The following is a 16,718-nucleotide window of genomic DNA, read 5'->3' on the forward strand; positions in this document are numbered from 1 at the left end:
GGCTAGAACCTACCCGGATGCTCGTCGCACAGATCGTCTCGCATGGCGTAGACGCGGTTCATGGCCTCGGACTCAAACCATTCCAGGCGCTCCGTGCGCTTAAGCCCGGCCGGTGCGTCGGAAAGCGAGACGGCCTTGCCGGCGCGGATCCAGCATTTCTTGGGACGCATGATCTTTTTGCCCGCGGGCGTGATGTCGGACCAGCCGCAGATGGCGAGCGGGTTCACAGGTGCCTTGCCCATCTGGGCGATGAGTGCAAAGCCGCCGTGGACCTCGGGCTTGATCTCGCGCGAGCGGATGCGCGTGCCCTCGGGGAAGATTAGGACGTCCTCGCCGCGCTGCAGCGCATGCTGGGCGGCGCGCAGGCACTTCATGTCGGCGGTACCACGCTCGACGGGAATACCGCCCACGCGGCTAAAGGCCCAGCGTACGATCTTGCTCTTGGCAAACTCGGACTTAAAAATGGGGCGAATGCGGCGGCCGCCAAAGAACAGCGCCGTCTCCACGGCCAAGAGCTCGGCCATCGAGGTGTGGTTGCAGATGACTACGCTCCCGCGGCCGTCCTGGCGCTCAAACAGCAGATCGGCATCCTCGACCTTCCAACGCCACATGAGCTTGGAGAAGGCCCAAAGGATGGCCATGACTACGACGACGGTGCCGCGGATGAGCACTGGGAACTCTGCATAAGGAGCGTTGTAATAATCCTCGGGCGTCTGCTTAAACAGGCGCATGGGCTACCTCCTTTGGTTGATGATGTCCTCGATGATACGAACGACCTCGTCGATGGTGTGAGCGGTGGAGTCGACGTGCACGGCGTCCTCGGCGGGCACGAGCGGGGCGACCTCGCGGCTGCTGTCGAGCTTGTCGCGCTGCTTAAGGGCGTCGAGGGTCTCGTCGACCTCGGCCTCGAGCTGCTCGGACGTGAGCGGCTGGGCATCGTTTTGGTGACGCTGCAGCACACGGCGACGGGCGCGCTCGCGCGGGTCGGCGGTCAGGAAGACTTTGACCTGCGCGTTAGGGAACACGACGGTTCCGATGTCGCGACCCTCGGCCACGATATCGCGGTCCTCGGCGGCGCGGCGCTGGTGGATGAGCATGGCGGCGCGCACGCCCGGGTAGGCCGAGACCTTGGACACGTTGGCGTCGACCTGCGGGGTGCGAATGGCAGCCGAAGCGTCCTGGCCGTCGATGGTCAGGCGCGTATCCTCACCGGTGCCGTTGGTAAAGCGAATCTCGATCTGCTCGGCGAGGGCGTCGATGGCCGCCTCGTCATCCAGATCGATGCTGCGATCGAGCGCGGCGAAGGTGACGGCGCGATACATGGCGCCCGTGTCGAGCTTGTTAAAGCCCAGCTGGCGGGCGATCTCCTTGGCGATGGTGGACTTGCCGGAACCGGCGGGGCCGTCGATGGCGACGATCATGCAATGCTTCCTTTCGATGGTTGGCGTGCTGGTATGGTTCGCGGGCGTTGGGGTGCGGCGGGTTGCCTAGCCCGTGTAGCGCTCGCGGTAGGTGTTGCGCTTGGGTGCGGAGCCGTGGCTGCCGTGGTGACGCGTGCGGCTGGCGGGCGTGTCTTGGGGCTTGCCGCCGTTGCGCTTGGCGCTCGCCTGCTTGGGCGGGATGCCGCCGGCCTTAAGGATCTGTACCTCGCGGTCGGTGAGCTCGCGCCACGAGCCCTTGGACACGTCCTTGAGCTCCAGGCCGGCAAAGTTGCGGCGATGCAGACGGATTACCGGGTGGTGAATCTTGCTCAGCATGCGCTTGACCTGATTCTTGCGACCCTCGCGGATGATGACCTCCACGGCGGTGGTGCCGGGCTTGACGCCCTGGGGAGCTACAGCCTCGGCCTCGCGTGCGGTGATGACGCGGCAGATCGCCGGCTGGCATAGGCCATCGTCGAGCTCGATGCCGCGACGGAGCGGCTCCAAGTCGCGGTCGGTCAGCTGCCCGTCCACGAGTGCCTGGTAGGTCTTGTAGACGTGCTTGCTCGGGTGCAGCAGGTTCTGCGAAAGGTCGCCGTCAGTGGTAAAGAGCAAAAGGCCTGTGGTGTCGCGGTCCAGGCGGCCCACCGGGAAAAGTCCCGGAAAGCGGTCGCGGGGGACCAGGTCGGCCACGCAAGGGCGCTCCTGCGGATCGCTCATGGTGGTGAGGTAGCCGGTCGGCTTGTAGAGCATCAAGTACACGGCGCCCTGGTTGAGCTTGACGGGCATGCCGTCGACCTCGATGTGATCCCGGTCGACGTCGACCTTGGTGCCCAGTTCGGTCGCGACCTGGCCGTTGACGGTCACGCGGCCGGCGGTCATCAGGTCCTCCGAGCCGCGGCGGCTCGCCACGCCCGCGCGCGCCAAAAAACGCTGCAGGCGCATGGTGTGCGGATAGACGGGCTGGGCGTCGGTTGCGGGTGCTGTGTTGCCCATGGCGCGCGTCTCCCCTACTTCGTTAGTCCTCGTCATGCAAATCCTCCGAGGTCTCGTCGACGACCAGGGTCTCCAAGTCCTCGACTGCCTCAACATCTTCAACATCGGTATCGAGCAGTTCACGCTCTTCGTCCAGGTCCTCGGCCTGTTCCTCGAGCGTGGACTGAATACTGCGGCCGCTCAGACGCTCGCGGATAAACTGGCGCGACTGCTCGTCGGGGGCAAACTGCTCCAGATCGGGCAGGTCGCGGGTGGAGCGCAGGCCGAACTTTTCCAAGAAGGCGTTGGTCGTGCCGTAAATGATGGCCTGACCGCGCTGGGGGTCGCGGCCGAGCTCGCGCACCAGGCCCTTGTCCACGAGCGACGCGATGACGCCGTCAGAATTGACGCCGCGGATGCCCTTGACCACCTCGCGCGTCACGGGCTGGTGGTATGCGATGACGGCCAGGGTTTCGAGCGCCGCCTGGGACAGCTTTTGCGTGTCCCAGCTCAACACATAGGCCTCGACCACGTCGTGGTAAGCGGGGTGCGTGAACAGGCGCCAGCCGCCGGCGACCTCGCGCAGCTGAAAGCCGCGGTTGGCCTCCTCGTACTCAACCTTGAGCTCGGCGAGCAGTGACGCGCACTCGCCGGGGGCGATATCCAGTGCGCCGGCCAGCGCGGGCGCACTCACCGGGTCGCTCGACACCAGCAGCAGCGCCTCGAGGGCGCCTTTGAGGCTGTTTGCCTCCAGCGTGGAAAGGGTTGACATGGTTGCGGCTCCTATTCGGTGAGCTCGGGGCCCTCGCCGGGCACATAGGCCTCGGCGCCCTCGACGCGGTTGATGCGGATGGTTCCAAAGATCTCGTCCTGGCTCAGCGTGAGCGAGCCGCGCTTGGCGAGCTCAAGCATAGCTAGGAAGGTGACGACGAGCTGCTCGGTGGTGGCATCGCCGTCCAGTAGCTCGCGGAAGGTGCAGGTTTGGTGCGCCATGGTAAAGCGGTCGACTGAGGCCACGGTCAGGTCGAGCGGCACGCGATGCGGCGCCACATGCTCGGCCTCCAGCAGGAAGGTCTGGCGCTTGCCGTCCAGGTCGGCACAGATGACGGCCAGGCCGCGCAGGGTGATGCCGGCCAGGTAGTCGGGCATGAGGCCCAAAAACTCGGGGTCGGGGCCGGCCACGCGAGGGTGCATGCGGCTTTCGGCCTGCATTCGGGCCCCGAGAGCCGCCGCCGCGCCCTTAAACTGCTTGTAGGCGATCAGACGCTGAATCAGGACCTCACGCAGGGCGTCACCGTCGAGCGCGCTAAGTTCCTCGAGGTCATCGTCGAACTCGTCATCGTCGTCGGCTTTGCGCGGGGCCTCCTGCGGCACCAGCGAGGCAGCCTTGATGTCCAAAAGGGTCGCTGCGACCAGCAAAAAGTCGCTCGCCACGTCTAGGTCCAGCGCCTCGATACGCTCGGCCTCGGCCAGGTATTGCTCGGCCACCTCGCTAATGGAGATGGCGCCGATATCTACTTTTTGGCGGGTTACCAGCTGCAGCAGCAGGTCGAACGGTCCGCTGTAGACCTGCGTCGACACGCGATACGACATCTTCGACCTCCTTTGACGGCGCCTTCGCGGCGCGGTTTGGGTGCATGTTGCGACCGTTTTGCGCGGTCGACCTGTAAGTTTACCTTAGATGCCGGCGATTGCGAAGTTGAGCAGCCACTCGGCCAGCGGATACACGGTAACGTCGAAATAGCGGCCGATTACATCGATGCCGGTCCACATGGGCAGCAGATACAGCACGATGATGAGTATAGGCATGGCGTATCGTTGCAGCTGGTAGTAGTTGGAGAGCGCCTTACCTTTGAGGAACGGCACGATGATCGACGAGCCGTCAAGCGGCGGAATCGGGATGAGGTTAAAGAACGCGAGCGACAGGTTGACCACGATAAACGTGGCGCCAAAGTTCATGATTTGCGACGCTACGGCAAAGGACATGCTGGTGTAGAGGTTGCCGTAGGCCAAGTGCATGAGGGCTGCGGCCAGGCACGCGAGCGCGATATTCGATGCGGGGCCTGCCGCGCTCACCAGGACCTCGTCGCGCTTGGGGTGCTTGAGGTTGTTGAGGTAGACGGGCACGGGCTTGGCGAAGGCGAAGACCGGGCCGCCGGCCGCGAGCATCAGCAGCGGCAGGAGGACGGTGCCAAACGGGTCGATGTGGTTGAGCGGATTGAGCGAGACGCGGCCACGGGAGCGGGCCGTCTTGTCGCCGAGCGCCCAGGCAGCGGCGGCGTGCGCGCTCTCGTGGATAACAATACCTACGATGACGGCGACGGCGCTGGCGAGCAGATTCATGAAGTAGCTGTTGGACATGGCACTCCCCTAGCGGACGCGGCGCGAGGCGCGCGCGAGCAGGTAGTCGGCCACAAACAGGATGACGGCCACGATGGCGTAATCCAAGCGGAACACGCCGCCAAAGGGCGAGGTGATAACGCCGTAGCCGGCGATGGCACTCGGCAGCGCGCGCGAAAGCTCGACGACAAAGCCGACGATCTGCAGCTTGGCGGTGAGGCCGCTAAAGCACAGCAGCACAGTCATCGCACTCATAAAAATGCCGCAGATGCGACAAGCGATGGCGATGATGCTCATCGCCACGGCGGCGGCCTTACGAGAGTTCACGCGCGGTCTCCTCTTCGATCTGGGTGGAAAGCTCCAGCCATTCGTCCTCGAGCTTGGGTAGCTCTTGCTTAAGGCCGTTATATTCCCCCAGTGCGGCGTTGAACTTGTCTTGATCGGCATAAAGCTCTTCGCTTGCCATCAATTCCATAAGCTCGTCGTAGCGGGCGCGCTTTTTGTCGAGCTCCGCCTCGATCTTCTTGAGCTGGTTGCGCACGCCCTTGAGCTTTTTGTTGAGCGCGGCGCGGGCCTGGGCCTCGGCGCGCTTTTGCTCCTTGGTCTTTTTGCCCTCGGCCGGCTTGGAAGCAGCGGCGGGCGCATCGGGCTGGGCCGCGGTGACCTTGGCGGACTTGGCCGTGGCCGGCACACTCTCCCCTGCCGCCTCGGCGGCGGCGCGGGCCGTAAGGTCCTCGCGCTTGTAGAGGTAGTAGTCGTAGTCGCCGTCGTAGACCGTTACCTTGCCATCGCGGATGTCGATCACGCGGTTGGCAACGGCGCGCACCAGGTGCTCGTCGTGGCTGATCAGCACGATGGTTCCGGGGAAGTTTTGCAGGGCGTTTTCGAGCATGTCCACCGAGTCGATGTCCAAGTGGTTGGTGGGCTCGTCCAGGCACAGGAGCGCCTCGGGGGCCACGAGCATCTTTGCCAGGGCCAGACGCGCCTTTTCGCCGCCGGAAAGGACGCGAACCTGCTTTTCGATGGAATCGTTGTCGCTAAACAGGAAGGCGCCCAGCAGGCTGCGCTGCTGCGGCACGGTCCACTTGGGCGTGACGGTGTCGATCTCTTGCAGGACGGTGTTTGACTCGGTCATGCCCTCGAGTGCGTGCTGAGCGTAGTAGGCCACGCCCACGTTGGTGCCCAGGTCGCGGGTGCCGGTAGTGGGTGGCTCCAGGCCGGCGAGGATCTTCATGAGGGTGGACTTGCCGGCGCCGTTGGGGCCGACGAGCGCCACATGCTCGCCGCGGTAGAGCTTGAGGTCGATGTCACTGTAGATGTGCTTGTCGCCGTAGGACTTGGACACACCCTCGAGGCCCACGACCATATCGCCGGAGCGCGGTGGGTCGGGAAACTTAAAGTCGATGTGCTTGTGGCCTTCGGGCAGAATGACGAGCTCCTTTTTGATCTGCTCGATCTTGCGGATGCGCTCCTGGGCCTGGGCTGCCTTGGTGGGCTTGTAGCGGAACTTCTCAACGAAGACCTGCATGTGGGCGATGTCGCGCTCTTGAGCGGCACGCTTGGCGCGCATCTGCTCCAGGTTGTCCTCGCGCTGCTTGAGGTAGCTGCTGTAGTTGCCGGTGTAGGTGGTCACGCGACGGTTTTCGAGCGCGGCGACGTGGTCGACGCAGGCGTCCATGAAGGCGCGGTCGTGGCTGACGATGAGGACGGCGCCGTCGTAGTTGGCGATAAAGCCGCGCAGCCACTGGACGCTTTCGAGGTCCAAGTGGTTGGTGGGCTCGTCCAGCAGCAGCAGGTCGGGGTGGCGCAGGAAGAGCTTGGCGAGCGCGATACGCATCTGCCAGCCGCCCGAGAACTCGGAGCAAGGGCGCTCAAAGTCGGTGACCTTAAAGCCCAGGCCGGACAGGATCTTGCGGGCGTTGCTCTCGAGCTCGTAGCCGCCCAGATGCTCAAAGCGGTCCTGGACCTGGCCGTACTCGTTGAGGAGCGCATCGACGTCCTTGCCCTGCTCGGAGAGCTCGGTGATCTGAGCCTGCAGCTCGTTGGCGCGCTCTCCCATGCGGCGGATTTCCTTGGCGGCCGCCATGACCTCGGCAAGGATGGTGGTGTTCTTTTGCTCTAGGTTGGTTTCCTGCTCTAGGTAGCCCACCTGGCAGTCCTTGGCGTACTGGACCTGGCCGGCGTCAGGACTGTCGATGCCCATGATGATTTTGAGCATGGTGGTTTTGCCGGCGCCGTTGGGTCCCACGAGCGCGAAGCGCTCGCCGGGGTTGATCTGGAAGGACGCGCCGCTAAAGAGGACGCGTGCGCCGAAGCTTTTTTCGATCTTGTCGACCAGGAGGATCATGGTGCCGCCTTTGACCTTGTGTGCCTATATGAAAAAAGGCCCCAACTTGCGTTGGAGCCTCATTCAATGCTCGGGTGGAGACGAGGGGGATCGAACCCCTGACCTCTTGACTGCCAGTCAAGCGCTCTCCCAGCTGAGCTACGCCCCCGTGCGAAGAAGTACTATACGGGAACTCCCCCGCCGATGCAAGGACAATTTTGGAAAAACTTTCCGGAGGCGCGGGCGCCGCTGGGACGAGAGCGCGGCGCGGACTCGAGGGCAAGGGACCCGCGATGCCGGATCCGGCCCGCGGGGCGCGCGCCGCAGGCGGCGGCGCTGCCGCCGCCCTCCTCCCCGGCGCCCCCAGGGCATCTCGGGTTCCGCCGCTCGCCGGTTTTCGCTTCCACCCCACGGGCCGCCATCCGCCCAACGACCATCCCGCCGGCGCCGGGCCCATTATCGGGGCCAATCGCGCTCCCGCCGACCCGGCGATTTCAAAACCATGCCGGTTTACGGGGCCAGGCCGGGAACCCCCGAGCATGCCGTAATCGGTAAAATAAAAACCGCAGGTAGACGACTTGCGCATTCAGCGAAATGCAGGGCATGGACGGCCGGTCCGGGTCCAGCCCCGTAATCCGGCATGGTTTTGAAATGGTTCTTGTCAATCAGCATTAACTATTGCGTGGATTTGACCGAAAACGTTTATCAAGACAATTTCGCAGGCATGTGGAGTGGGAATTTTAGCAAAAAGAAGCCGGGCTATTTGCCCGGCTTCTTGATTCTCTGGTGGGCCCTCCGGGATTCGAACCCAGAACCCAGGGATTATGAGTCCATTTTTAAAACCGAAACTAAAAGCAGAAATATAACGAAAAGTGTGGATAAAAGCGGATTCCAAATTTGGCTAACGATAGTTTTATTCGGTGCAAACAATCTATTTTTATTACGGCCCGTTTCTCTGTTTGCCGATTTGATCACTTATCTAGCCCATCTTGCTATCGGAAAGCCCTGTACTGTATTGACAAAATCACATCTGAACCGGTTGAACAGTTGTTCATTGAGGCCATGCTCGTGCGGTCCACCATCAAACTTACCTCAGGACCATTGAGGAATGGAGCAAGTTATGAGCAATCGTACAGTTGTCCATGGCGCCATTGTGGAGGGCGCCTCGGCGGTACCCATTGACATCGCGATTGAATTCAAACCGGGAATTCCCGGTATGAACATTCTAGGCATTCAGGACAACGCCGCCGTTGAGTTGCGGGGCATTGTCAGGTGCGCACTCAGGGCGCAGGGATACACCTTGCCACGAGAAAGCGGTTCTATCGAGGTCATGCCCTCACCCGCCTATAGCAGGGCCTTCTCGGGTCGAATCCGAGATGCAGGCTCTCTCGCGCTGCCCATCGCACTTGGAATCCTGAGCGCCTCGGGGCAGCTCGATCCTACGTATATCAAGGATAAGCTGTTATTCGGATCGCTTGACTTCGGCGGTAACGTGACGTCGTGTCGGGGCACCATTGCAGTCGAGAATCTCTGCCATGAGTTGAATCTCCAGGGAGTCGTCTCCGCGGCAACTCCCCTCGGATTGAGGCCAGCTCATCCGAGCCTTCAGGTCTTGGACTCGATTTCATCAGATTCATTGGGAAATCCTGAGAATCTTCTCGGAAGGTCTATGCCGGCTGAACCAGATCAATTGAGTCCGGTTTACCCGCCCGCTGCAGTCTCTACTGTGGCCGAAGCCCTTGCGACGCGCATTCCCATCCTAATTGAGACGGATAGCCCGGAGCGTGCGGGGGAGGCACTTCGCGCGTTCTTCCGCGTCGGCGAAAGCGATGAGGCGACGCTCATGAGGGACCTTGCCGGTGTCGGTGCGAAGGGTAACGTTGCCGTAATCTCTGATATCGGGACAGCGAGCATCGCAGGTATTATCGGCGGCGGGCGCCCAATTAGGCCGGGTGTAATCTCTGCCGCAAGCGGCGGCGCCATCGTTCTCGGAAATATCGACCAGGCTTCGTCGCATGTTCTTCAGTCTGTGGCATCGGCGACAAGGCGAGATACCGTCAGGATCGTTAGGGTTGACGGTACTACTCTGTTTCCAAGCGACGCCGCCCTCGTTATGACGGCTAGGGAAGACCGAAGCGACTATGCGATGAAAGCGTTTCAGCTGGGTCCGTTCCCTAAAATCGAGCAGCCAGTCGTTGTCGATATTGACCAATTGGAAAAAGGCCTATCTCAAATTCAGGCGCTCCCGGGATCGTTGGTCGCCTATGGGGAGAACCTCAAAAAGCGCATCGAGGACAGCAGCCTCTATGTAGATGCAACCACCAAGGGCGGCATCAAGGTCAATTATTCGGTTGACGGCGAGCCGAAGACCGTTGAGCTCGTGAAGCAGTTCTACGAGGAGAACGATACACTCTGCATCCAAGCCTTCGATGTGACCGATGGTTCCGACTCGTTTGGTGAACTTTGGTCCGACGTGACCGTTAACCTCGACGGGCCCGCCCAAGGAGATCGCACTGTTTACATGCAGAGGTCAAGTGCGGATCCGCTGCCTGGCATTCTCATGGACTCGGAGATATTCGGCTCTGTTATAGATGGCGCCGGACGGGGTGGATATGACGCCGTTGAAGTTAACCTAAATGCGTTTCTTTCGATGAGGGATCTGTCCGAATTTCGCGAGATGGTCATTCCCAATGAATACAAGGATATTGCCATCGCCGCAGGTGTAAATTTCGCCATTGTGCCTGCGATTGAAGCGAAAGGCATTGCTCTCATGTCCGACGGCCTCGTCAGCATCGGTGGACACGACTATAAGCTCTACCGCGGCCAGACCTTCGACGAGTCGCGGAAGGTGGACGCGATCCTTGATCAGTATGAAGAGCTGAGCGTGGCCCCCCATAGAGTCGATTGCAGTCCCAGCACGAAAAAGATCATTGACTCGCTTCGACTTGCGACCAAAAGCACGGCATCGCCCGATGGAGTCGTGTCGATGGAGCGCGACGTGACCCTCCCCCACGCTCAATCGCTTAAACATTAACGAATCAAAATCTAGGAACAGTTGTTCAGCGGCTCTCATCGACAGGCCCAAGGGCGGACGATACAACCAACGGAACTATGACCGAAGGGAGAGCCGTATGGACAACCTGGATAGGTCGGCGGTGGCAGCGGGGCTGGGCCTGCTCGACCTCGACCGTGTTTTCGATGCTGCGCGCGAAATGATCATGGACCCGCAGCAATGCGAGGGATACCTTAAGTGGCCGGCTGTCGCCGCGCTCGGCGCGATTATGGCAGAGCCCAACCTTCTCTCGGTTGTGGCCGAGGTCGCTCTTGACGGTATCGCTCCCGACACATATGCGGGTCAGAAGTCCTGGCTGATCGCGCAGGCCCTGTTCACGGCCTCCACTGCTCAGGCCGAATATGAGATCGAACGAGGCCTTGCGCTCTCGCCGTCTGATCGAACCCATATCAACCCGAAGGCCCCCATCGCCGTTCAGGACTATATCTCTCGAGATGAGAAGCTCGCCGTCATGAAATTCTATGTCATGGCGGACACCGAGCTCTCGCGCATCGCCATGCCCTGGCCGGCAGGCCCCTATGGCCAATTCAGAATCGGCGATGAGGGTTATGTGACGGACGAGCAGTTCGGCCGAGTGATTCCCGACCCGGCCGACCAGAGCCTCTATGAGTACATCTCGAACGGCGGTGCACTCACCGATGATGTTGTCCATGCCGCCGTGATGGGAAACTCCGACCACATCGATTCGCTTGCTTCCCAGGCTATCGAGAACGATCCCGATGCGCCCGTCTATTACACCGAGGCGACCCAGGACGAGTGGGATGAGTCTGTCGACGGGGGCTATGTCCAAAAGAGCGATATCAAGACCGAGCGCGCCCACGAGATGCCCGGCACGAAAAGCCTCATCGCGCAGATCAGCCGTAAGTTGGGTGGCGGTGCCGAGGGCGCACTCCATACCACGGTTCCCAATCGCACCGGCTATTTCCATTACGGACAGGCATAGGGGGCGACAAGATGAGCATTACCTTAGTGCCTTTCGACTCTCCAATCGAGTGCATGACGATCGACACCGAGACGACGGGGCTCGACCCCTTTGACGGCGATGAGATCTTGACACTGGCTATGGTTCTCGACATCGAGCATCGGGAGTCTCCTTCGTCGGTTCATTTGCGCGTCAAGCCGCAGCATAAGACCGAGTGGCCTGCCGCGGAGCGCGTGAACCACATCTCACCCGATTCGGTGGTGAACTATAAGCCTTTTAAGAGCTATCTCGAGGCCGTCCAGTCGCTATTCGACCGCACGGAAAAGATTGTCGGATGGAATGTCGGATTCGACCTTGGATTCCTCGAGCATGAGGGCATCGTCATTCCGCAGACTGCGGAAATTGTCGATGCGATGGAGGAATTCGGGCGCGTGCACGGCCCGTTCTCGGAGTCCCATACCAGATGGAGACTCACCTCTGCGGCAGATGCCATGGGGTACTGCTTCGAGGGCGCTCCGCACGATGCGCTCGCCGATGCCTTGGCTACAAGGCGTCTATATCGACACACGACTGCAGTTACCGAGGGCCAGAAGCAACCAGGCACGCATGTCAAGCGCCCCGGTGTACACAGACATAGCTAAATAGAGAAATTGTCACCTTGTGGCACCAAACCGGTCGGCACGGGTGGCCTATATGGCGAAAACTGTAGTTTGGGCCGCTTATGTGCGGCCCCAACTACACGTCGCCGGAGGGAGGTAGCAGTAATGCCCGGAGAGAATGAAGAGGCCATGCGTGTTCTGCTGATGCTCGGCCAGGCTGTCCTGCCGCCGGCGCGCGAAGTTCTCATCATCACGATGAGAGCGCTCGCGCGTGGTACCGGCAAGGTTGCTGGGGGTACCGGCAGAATCGCCGGTCGCGGCGCGAACCACGCGATCAGCCATGTGAATGGGCTCGGCCGCTATGGTCTCGTTACTGAGCACACGCTCAGGCGCGACCGCAACGACGTCATCAAGCTCGTGAACCTTGGCAAGGAGGGCGCGCTTGACCGTGGCGACCTATCGCTTCTTTCCGATATCTGCCGAAAGCACCGCATCGGGTTCGCCGTTTTTGAAGACCCGGCGACCGGCTATTTCGCAATCGAATACAAGATGAAGGACCAGGAGGCTCTCGCCGCCTGCATCGAGACGGCAATCGAGAGGAAGCTGATCTCGAATGCCGACGTGGACAACGCGATGAGGGGCCCAGCCGAGAGCGGCGTCCAGACGCCCGCCAATCCAAACGATATCCAGTCGCCTTCGCAGCCAAAAGAGTACCCCGCCCTTCCGGCAATCGGGCTACCCGCCGTGGGCCTTCCCCCGGTAGGGCTCCCGCCTGCACCGGAGAATATCGAATATCTGGGGGAGTCTTGGAAGTTCGACCAGAACGATGGTATGTACAAGCGTAAGTTCACCGGTTGGGACGGTACCGTCTACACCGCCGCCGTCTCCACGGCCGGAGCCTTCAGGATTACCGATCCCGACGGTCGCACGGCAAAAATCGGGAACCAAATCTGCGAGGGCGATGACAAGGGCGTGCTTCGGGAGGACCGTGCCGATGCCATCGTCCGGTGCCACACCCAAATCGAGACACTGAAGGACCGCGAGGCCTTTGAGGGGTCAGTCAGACTCCAGCAGCGCCAGGGACGAACCAAGCAGATGGGCTCGCATGAGGTCATCCGCGCCGTCAATATGCGCGACGCAGCCGACCGCAAGGCCAACCGTCACCAAATCGGAAACCAGAACCGTCCGGCCACGCACTCCCGAACCCTCAACAAGCGGGTCAAGAGGTAGCCGATGAAGCCGCCAAGGATAGACATAACGAAAGCCGTCGGAGCCGTCGTGCTGGGATCTGCCGCCTTCTGGATCGTGAACCTCACGGTCCAGAAGGTCATGCTCGGAACAAACGGTATCGAGACGTCCGATGACGTCGTGGCGTTCGTCGCGTGGGCGGCATCCCGTCGGCCCCTTGGTATCTACTTCGGTGGTGTTCCGTTGCTGGCCTCAGTCGTCGCTGCCATCGTAATCGCCCTTGCCGTTTTCCTTAAGCATGAGGCGCCCGGCGAGGACATCTCTCCTGCAAAGCAATATGGATCTCAGCGTTTCTCGACCGCCCAGGAGCGTCTGCTGTACTCGCACAACAAGGCGACAGCCGAGTGGCCGGTTCCCGAATGGTGTGAGACGGTCGAGGACGACAATATCATCCTCTCGCTCAACAGCAAGGTCGCCGGCACATCCATCGTCAACGATAGGAAGGACCCGATCAGGCGCGAGAGCCAGGTGCCGAACCGCAACATGTTCATCATGGCCGGATCGGGCGCCGGAAAGTCATACCGTTTCGTGACCAACCAGATTATGCAAATGAACGGCAACATGGTCTTCACCGACCCTTCGGGCGAGCTGTTCCGTGCATCGGCGGCGTTTTTGGAGAACAATGGCTATGACGTGCAGGTAATCGACTTGCGCGATGAGGAGCACATCCTGGCCTCGACCCCTTACAACCCGCTCATCAACTGCCGCGACGTCACGTCTATCAACTCCCTGGTCAATATGTTTATCTCGAACACCAAGGGCGAGGATACGCATGGGGACCAGCAATTCTTCATCGATATGGAGAAGAACTTCTACACCTGCGTTTGCGGCATGTTCGTCTTCTGGTTCAAGGCCAACGGCAATACCGCCGACTGCACCCTTCCCGGCATCATCGACTATCTCGCGATGGCAAAGGCCGACGGCGCCGAGGGCATCAACAAGCTCGACCTCGTATTCGAGGGGACACGGGAACGCGACGGCTTCGACGGGTTCGCGCAGTACATCATCGATACCTACGGTGAGGACGCGCTGGACGACGAGTCGCTCCCCGAGAACTCGGTCCTCACCAACTACCGCACTTTCAAGGCCAACGCCGGCGCTCCCGAGCAGATGGCGGCGGTCGTGTCCTCGTGTGCCGCACGCCTGCAAAGGCTCAACAACCCCGCAATCAGGAAGATGCTGGGGCGTGACGAGCTCGATCTCCAGTCTATCGACAAGCGCAAGCGCGCAATCTTCTTCTGCATCAAGTCCGGCGGCGGCCCCTATGACTTCGTCGCCGCGATGGCCCTGAACCAGTTGTTCGATATCTCGAAGGATATCGGGTCAACGAACGGAATCGGCCATCTCGAGATTCCCCTTTATTGCTACCTCGACGAGCTGGCCCAGATAGGCAAGATCCCCGACCTCGAGAAGCTTTTCGCCGAGAGCCGCAAATTCTGGATCAACCTCTGCGCGATCGTGCAGGACGGCAAGCAGCTCGAGGCCCGGTACGGCAAGCAGTCGGAATCCATCCGAGCAAACTCGGCCATTTTTATGTACATGGGTTCCTCCCTCTTTTCCGATTGCGAGCAGATATCGCGCGAGATGGGCAACACCACGAAGAAGTTCACGGATTACTCCGTCTCGAACTCCGCGAGCGGCAAATCCATTCAGGAGAGTACGAGATACGTCAAGGTCCCGCTTATGAGCCCCGAGGAGCTCTACAGCTTCAACGAGGAGGACGGCCTGTCCCCTGACGAGTGCGTGACCCATTACAAGCAGGGTATGTGGTTTCGCGACCTCAAGGCCGATCCCGAGATTCACCCTAGGCGCAAGGAGTATCTCAGCGCCGGCAAGACCGACATGCTCGAGTGGGCGCGCGCCAGGCGGCACGCGGATAGCCCTGACGTGTCAACACCGGAGGGTGTCGTGCTCATAGACCGCACTAACCCCAAAACCATCGTCATCGACGCCTGAGGGCGCGTGAATAGGCATCAACTATCCTTAAGGGAAGGAAAACTTCAATGGAACAGCTTGCTGACCTTGTCACCAAATTCGAGAACGTCATGATCGCTGGCGGCTCCCTGTTTGCCCTGTGGGGCGTCTACAACCTACTCGAGGAGAAGACCAAGGGCCGCCCCGGCCACGGTACCGAGTGGTGGCAGGTTCTCGCCGGCGTCTTTATTGCCGGCTGTGGTGTCTCCCACATCATCTCCCAGCTGTTCAACGGCATCCTCGGATAATGGATATCCAAGAGAGGCTGCTCGCCCTCGCGGCCGGCTCCCCCATCGGTGGTGCTACGTCGCCTAGGCCGACAGACCCGTATGGCGAATTTGAATATGACGAGAGGCCGACTTCGTTTGGTGATCGCGTCTTGCGTTTTGCTACCGTCAGCGTCTTGACGCTTGTTGTGGCCTGCGCCATTGCGACAATTGCTTATGCTGCGCAAAAGGGGCAGTGGAACGTCAACGTCGGCTTTGACAACATGGCCCCCGAGTGTCAGCAAATTACCATCAAGTGGAGCGACATCGACAAGAACAAGTATGTGACCTTCGAGCATGGCGGTATCAAGGCCTACAAGATCGGCTACACCGTAACGATCGGCATTAACGGAAACACCGTCGAGGGGCCCGTCTACTACGATAAAAACGGCAAGGTTGTCGATAAGTCACATAGCAAAAGCAAGAAGTACACCGGTGGCTTACAGAAGGAAGACCTAAAGAAAAACTTCGAGCCTTCATGGGCGCCCGATGGTTGGGAAAAGGCTGCGTCCGCCTCAACCAGCGTTAACCGAAATGATAATAACAAGCCCAGCGGCTCTAATGACTCGGTAGCAAAGGAAGAAGACGATTTAGACGATAAGCTAATTAGTAAAAACCCTCCAAAATTCGCCTTGTCGTTTAATTTCTTTAAATATGCGGCTGAAAATCTGGTGTGGACCTTCTGCCGTGGGCTTGCGGAAAGCGCAACGAGCCTTGCCGAATGGTGCATTTCGCTAGTGTCCTCTACGGCGAATACTGCATTCACATCCGACTTTACCAATGGTCCTTTCGCCCAGTTCTACACTATGGCGTCGAAGCTTTCGAAAGGCGCTTTCCAGCCCTATGCCATGGCGTTTCTCGGCCTGACCTTCGGCGTCGCCCTCATGCACCAGCTGGATGTTCGCCGCAAGATGGCCGGCGTCGATATCATGGCAAGCCTCGCCTTCGTAGTCATGATGTTCGCGGTGAGCTACACCCTCATCATCCACGCGATGGACATCTGTGCAGCCGTATACGTTCTCGCCCAACACCTTGTGGGCATCGTGAATAGTACGCTTGCATCAATGGGGATCGATACTACCAACTCTATTGGCATAAAAGACCAGGTGATCAAATCATTCGACGCCCTGACTTACGCACAGGCTGGAACTTCGTTTATCCTTCTCATCCTCGCCATCGTCTCACTTGTTGCCTGCGTAGCCTGTCTATTCACCGTGCTGACGACCATCTTCGTACGTATAGGTGAAATCTATTTAAGGGCCGCGGCAAGCCCCCTTTGCCTATCGTTCTTTGCTGACGACAAATCAAGGCCCATGGGCGTCGGCTATCTCAAGCGTTTCGCTGCGGTCTGTTTCCAGGCAGTGATGATTGTCATCGCGATTGGCATGATTCCCCTCATCAATACGGTCGCAACCGAACTTATTGCCCCCATCACGTCCGATACGAGCACCCTAAATGGTTTCGGGGGCGCCGCGGCCGCGCTCATTCCGTCGATGTGTTCGGTTCTTTGCATTATGGAAATCGTGAACAAGTCAAAGGTCGTTGCCAACAGCCTGTTTGGCCTTGTCTAGGGA

15 protein-coding genes and 1 tRNA gene are annotated in these 16,718 nt (G+C 60.1%); 7 read left to right on the top strand and 9 right to left on the bottom strand.

Annotated elements, in window-relative coordinates; translation table 11 throughout:
- Positions 1-2: 2 nt before the first annotated feature.
- The 9 genes from AAAX32_RS08615 to AAAX32_RS08655 form a co-directional block, all read right to left on the bottom strand.
- Positions 3-731 carry a lysophospholipid acyltransferase family protein gene (locus AAAX32_RS08615; RefSeq protein ID WP_349100545.1) on the bottom strand — a complete coding sequence of 243 codons (729 nt, stop codon included), beginning with the start codon at positions 729-731 and terminating at the stop codon, positions 3-5.
- Between the two features lie 3 nt (positions 732-734).
- Positions 735-1,421: a (d)CMP kinase gene (gene cmk, locus AAAX32_RS08620; RefSeq protein WP_349100546.1), complete on the bottom strand. Its 687-nt coding sequence runs from the start codon at positions 1,419-1,421 to the stop codon at positions 735-737.
- 66 nt (positions 1,422-1,487) lie between these two features.
- A complete protein-coding gene (locus AAAX32_RS08625) occupies positions 1,488-2,417 on the bottom strand; it encodes a pseudouridine synthase (protein ID WP_349100607.1) in 930 nt (309 codons plus the stop codon).
- A 22-nt stretch (positions 2,418-2,439) separates the two neighbouring features.
- Positions 2,440-3,168 carry an SMC-Scp complex subunit ScpB gene (gene scpB, locus AAAX32_RS08630; protein WP_089571912.1) on the bottom strand — a complete coding sequence of 243 codons (729 nt, stop codon included), beginning with the start codon at positions 3,166-3,168 and terminating at the stop codon, positions 2,440-2,442.
- Positions 3,169-3,179: 11 nt separating this feature from the next.
- Complete coding sequence (locus tag AAAX32_RS08635; protein WP_349100547.1) at positions 3,180-3,989, bottom strand: segregation/condensation protein A; 810 nt, start codon at positions 3,987-3,989, stop codon at positions 3,180-3,182.
- An 84-nt stretch (positions 3,990-4,073) separates the two neighbouring features.
- Positions 4,074-4,757, bottom strand: a complete 684-nt coding sequence (locus AAAX32_RS08640; protein ID WP_349100548.1) for a site-2 protease family protein — start codon at positions 4,755-4,757, stop codon at positions 4,074-4,076.
- Positions 4,758-4,766: 9 nt separating this feature from the next.
- Complete coding sequence (locus AAAX32_RS08645; protein ID WP_238057677.1) at positions 4,767-5,063, bottom strand: hypothetical protein; 297 nt, start codon at positions 5,061-5,063, stop codon at positions 4,767-4,769.
- Entirely contained in the window at positions 5,050-7,083 is a 2,034-nt protein-coding gene (locus AAAX32_RS08650; RefSeq protein WP_349100549.1) for an ABC-F family ATP-binding cassette domain-containing protein, read from the bottom strand. The genes AAAX32_RS08645 and AAAX32_RS08650 overlap by 14 nt, the downstream gene beginning before the upstream one ends.
- A gap of 75 nt (positions 7,084-7,158) precedes the next feature.
- Positions 7,159-7,231 (bottom strand) — tRNA-Ala (locus tag AAAX32_RS08655).
- A gap of 951 nt (positions 7,232-8,182) precedes the next feature.
- On the opposite strand from AAAX32_RS08655, the gene AAAX32_RS08660 reads away from it, so the two are divergent.
- The 7 genes from AAAX32_RS08660 (at position 8,183) to AAAX32_RS08690 (ending at position 16,715) form a co-directional block, all read left to right on the top strand.
- The gene (locus tag AAAX32_RS08660; RefSeq protein WP_349100550.1) at positions 8,183-10,096 is read left to right on the top strand and encodes a magnesium chelatase domain-containing protein; all 1,914 of its coding nucleotides are present in this window, start codon (positions 8,183-8,185) and stop codon (positions 10,094-10,096) included.
- A gap of 97 nt (positions 10,097-10,193) precedes the next feature.
- Entirely contained in the window at positions 10,194-11,078 is an 885-nt protein-coding gene (locus AAAX32_RS08665; RefSeq protein WP_349100551.1) for a hypothetical protein, read from the top strand.
- Between the two features lie 11 nt (positions 11,079-11,089).
- A complete protein-coding gene (locus tag AAAX32_RS08670; RefSeq protein WP_349100552.1) occupies positions 11,090-11,698 on the top strand; it encodes a 3'-5' exonuclease in 609 nt (202 codons plus the stop codon).
- A 123-nt stretch (positions 11,699-11,821) separates the two neighbouring features.
- Entirely contained in the window at positions 11,822-12,886 is a 1,065-nt protein-coding gene (locus tag AAAX32_RS08675) for a hypothetical protein (RefSeq protein WP_349100554.1), read from the top strand.
- 48 nt (positions 12,887-12,934) lie between these two features.
- Positions 12,935-14,860 carry a VirD4-like conjugal transfer protein, CD1115 family gene (locus AAAX32_RS08680; protein ID WP_349100555.1) on the top strand — a complete coding sequence of 642 codons (1,926 nt, stop codon included), beginning with the start codon at positions 12,935-12,937 and terminating at the stop codon, positions 14,858-14,860.
- Between the two features lie 47 nt (positions 14,861-14,907).
- Positions 14,908-15,126 (top strand): hypothetical protein, encoded by a 219-nt coding sequence (locus AAAX32_RS08685; RefSeq protein ID WP_349100556.1) that lies wholly within the window; start codon positions 14,908-14,910, stop codon positions 15,124-15,126.
- The gene (locus AAAX32_RS08690; RefSeq protein WP_349100557.1) at positions 15,126-16,715 is read left to right on the top strand and encodes a hypothetical protein; all 1,590 of its coding nucleotides are present in this window, start codon (positions 15,126-15,128) and stop codon (positions 16,713-16,715) included. The genes AAAX32_RS08685 and AAAX32_RS08690 overlap by 1 nt, the downstream gene beginning before the upstream one ends.
- The last annotated feature ends 3 nt before the right edge of the window (positions 16,716-16,718 follow it).

The sequence above is a fragment of the Collinsella sp. CLA-ER-H3 genome (assembly GCF_040092425.1).
In the GTDB taxonomy this organism is placed as follows: Bacteria; Actinomycetota; Coriobacteriia; order Coriobacteriales; family Coriobacteriaceae; genus Collinsella.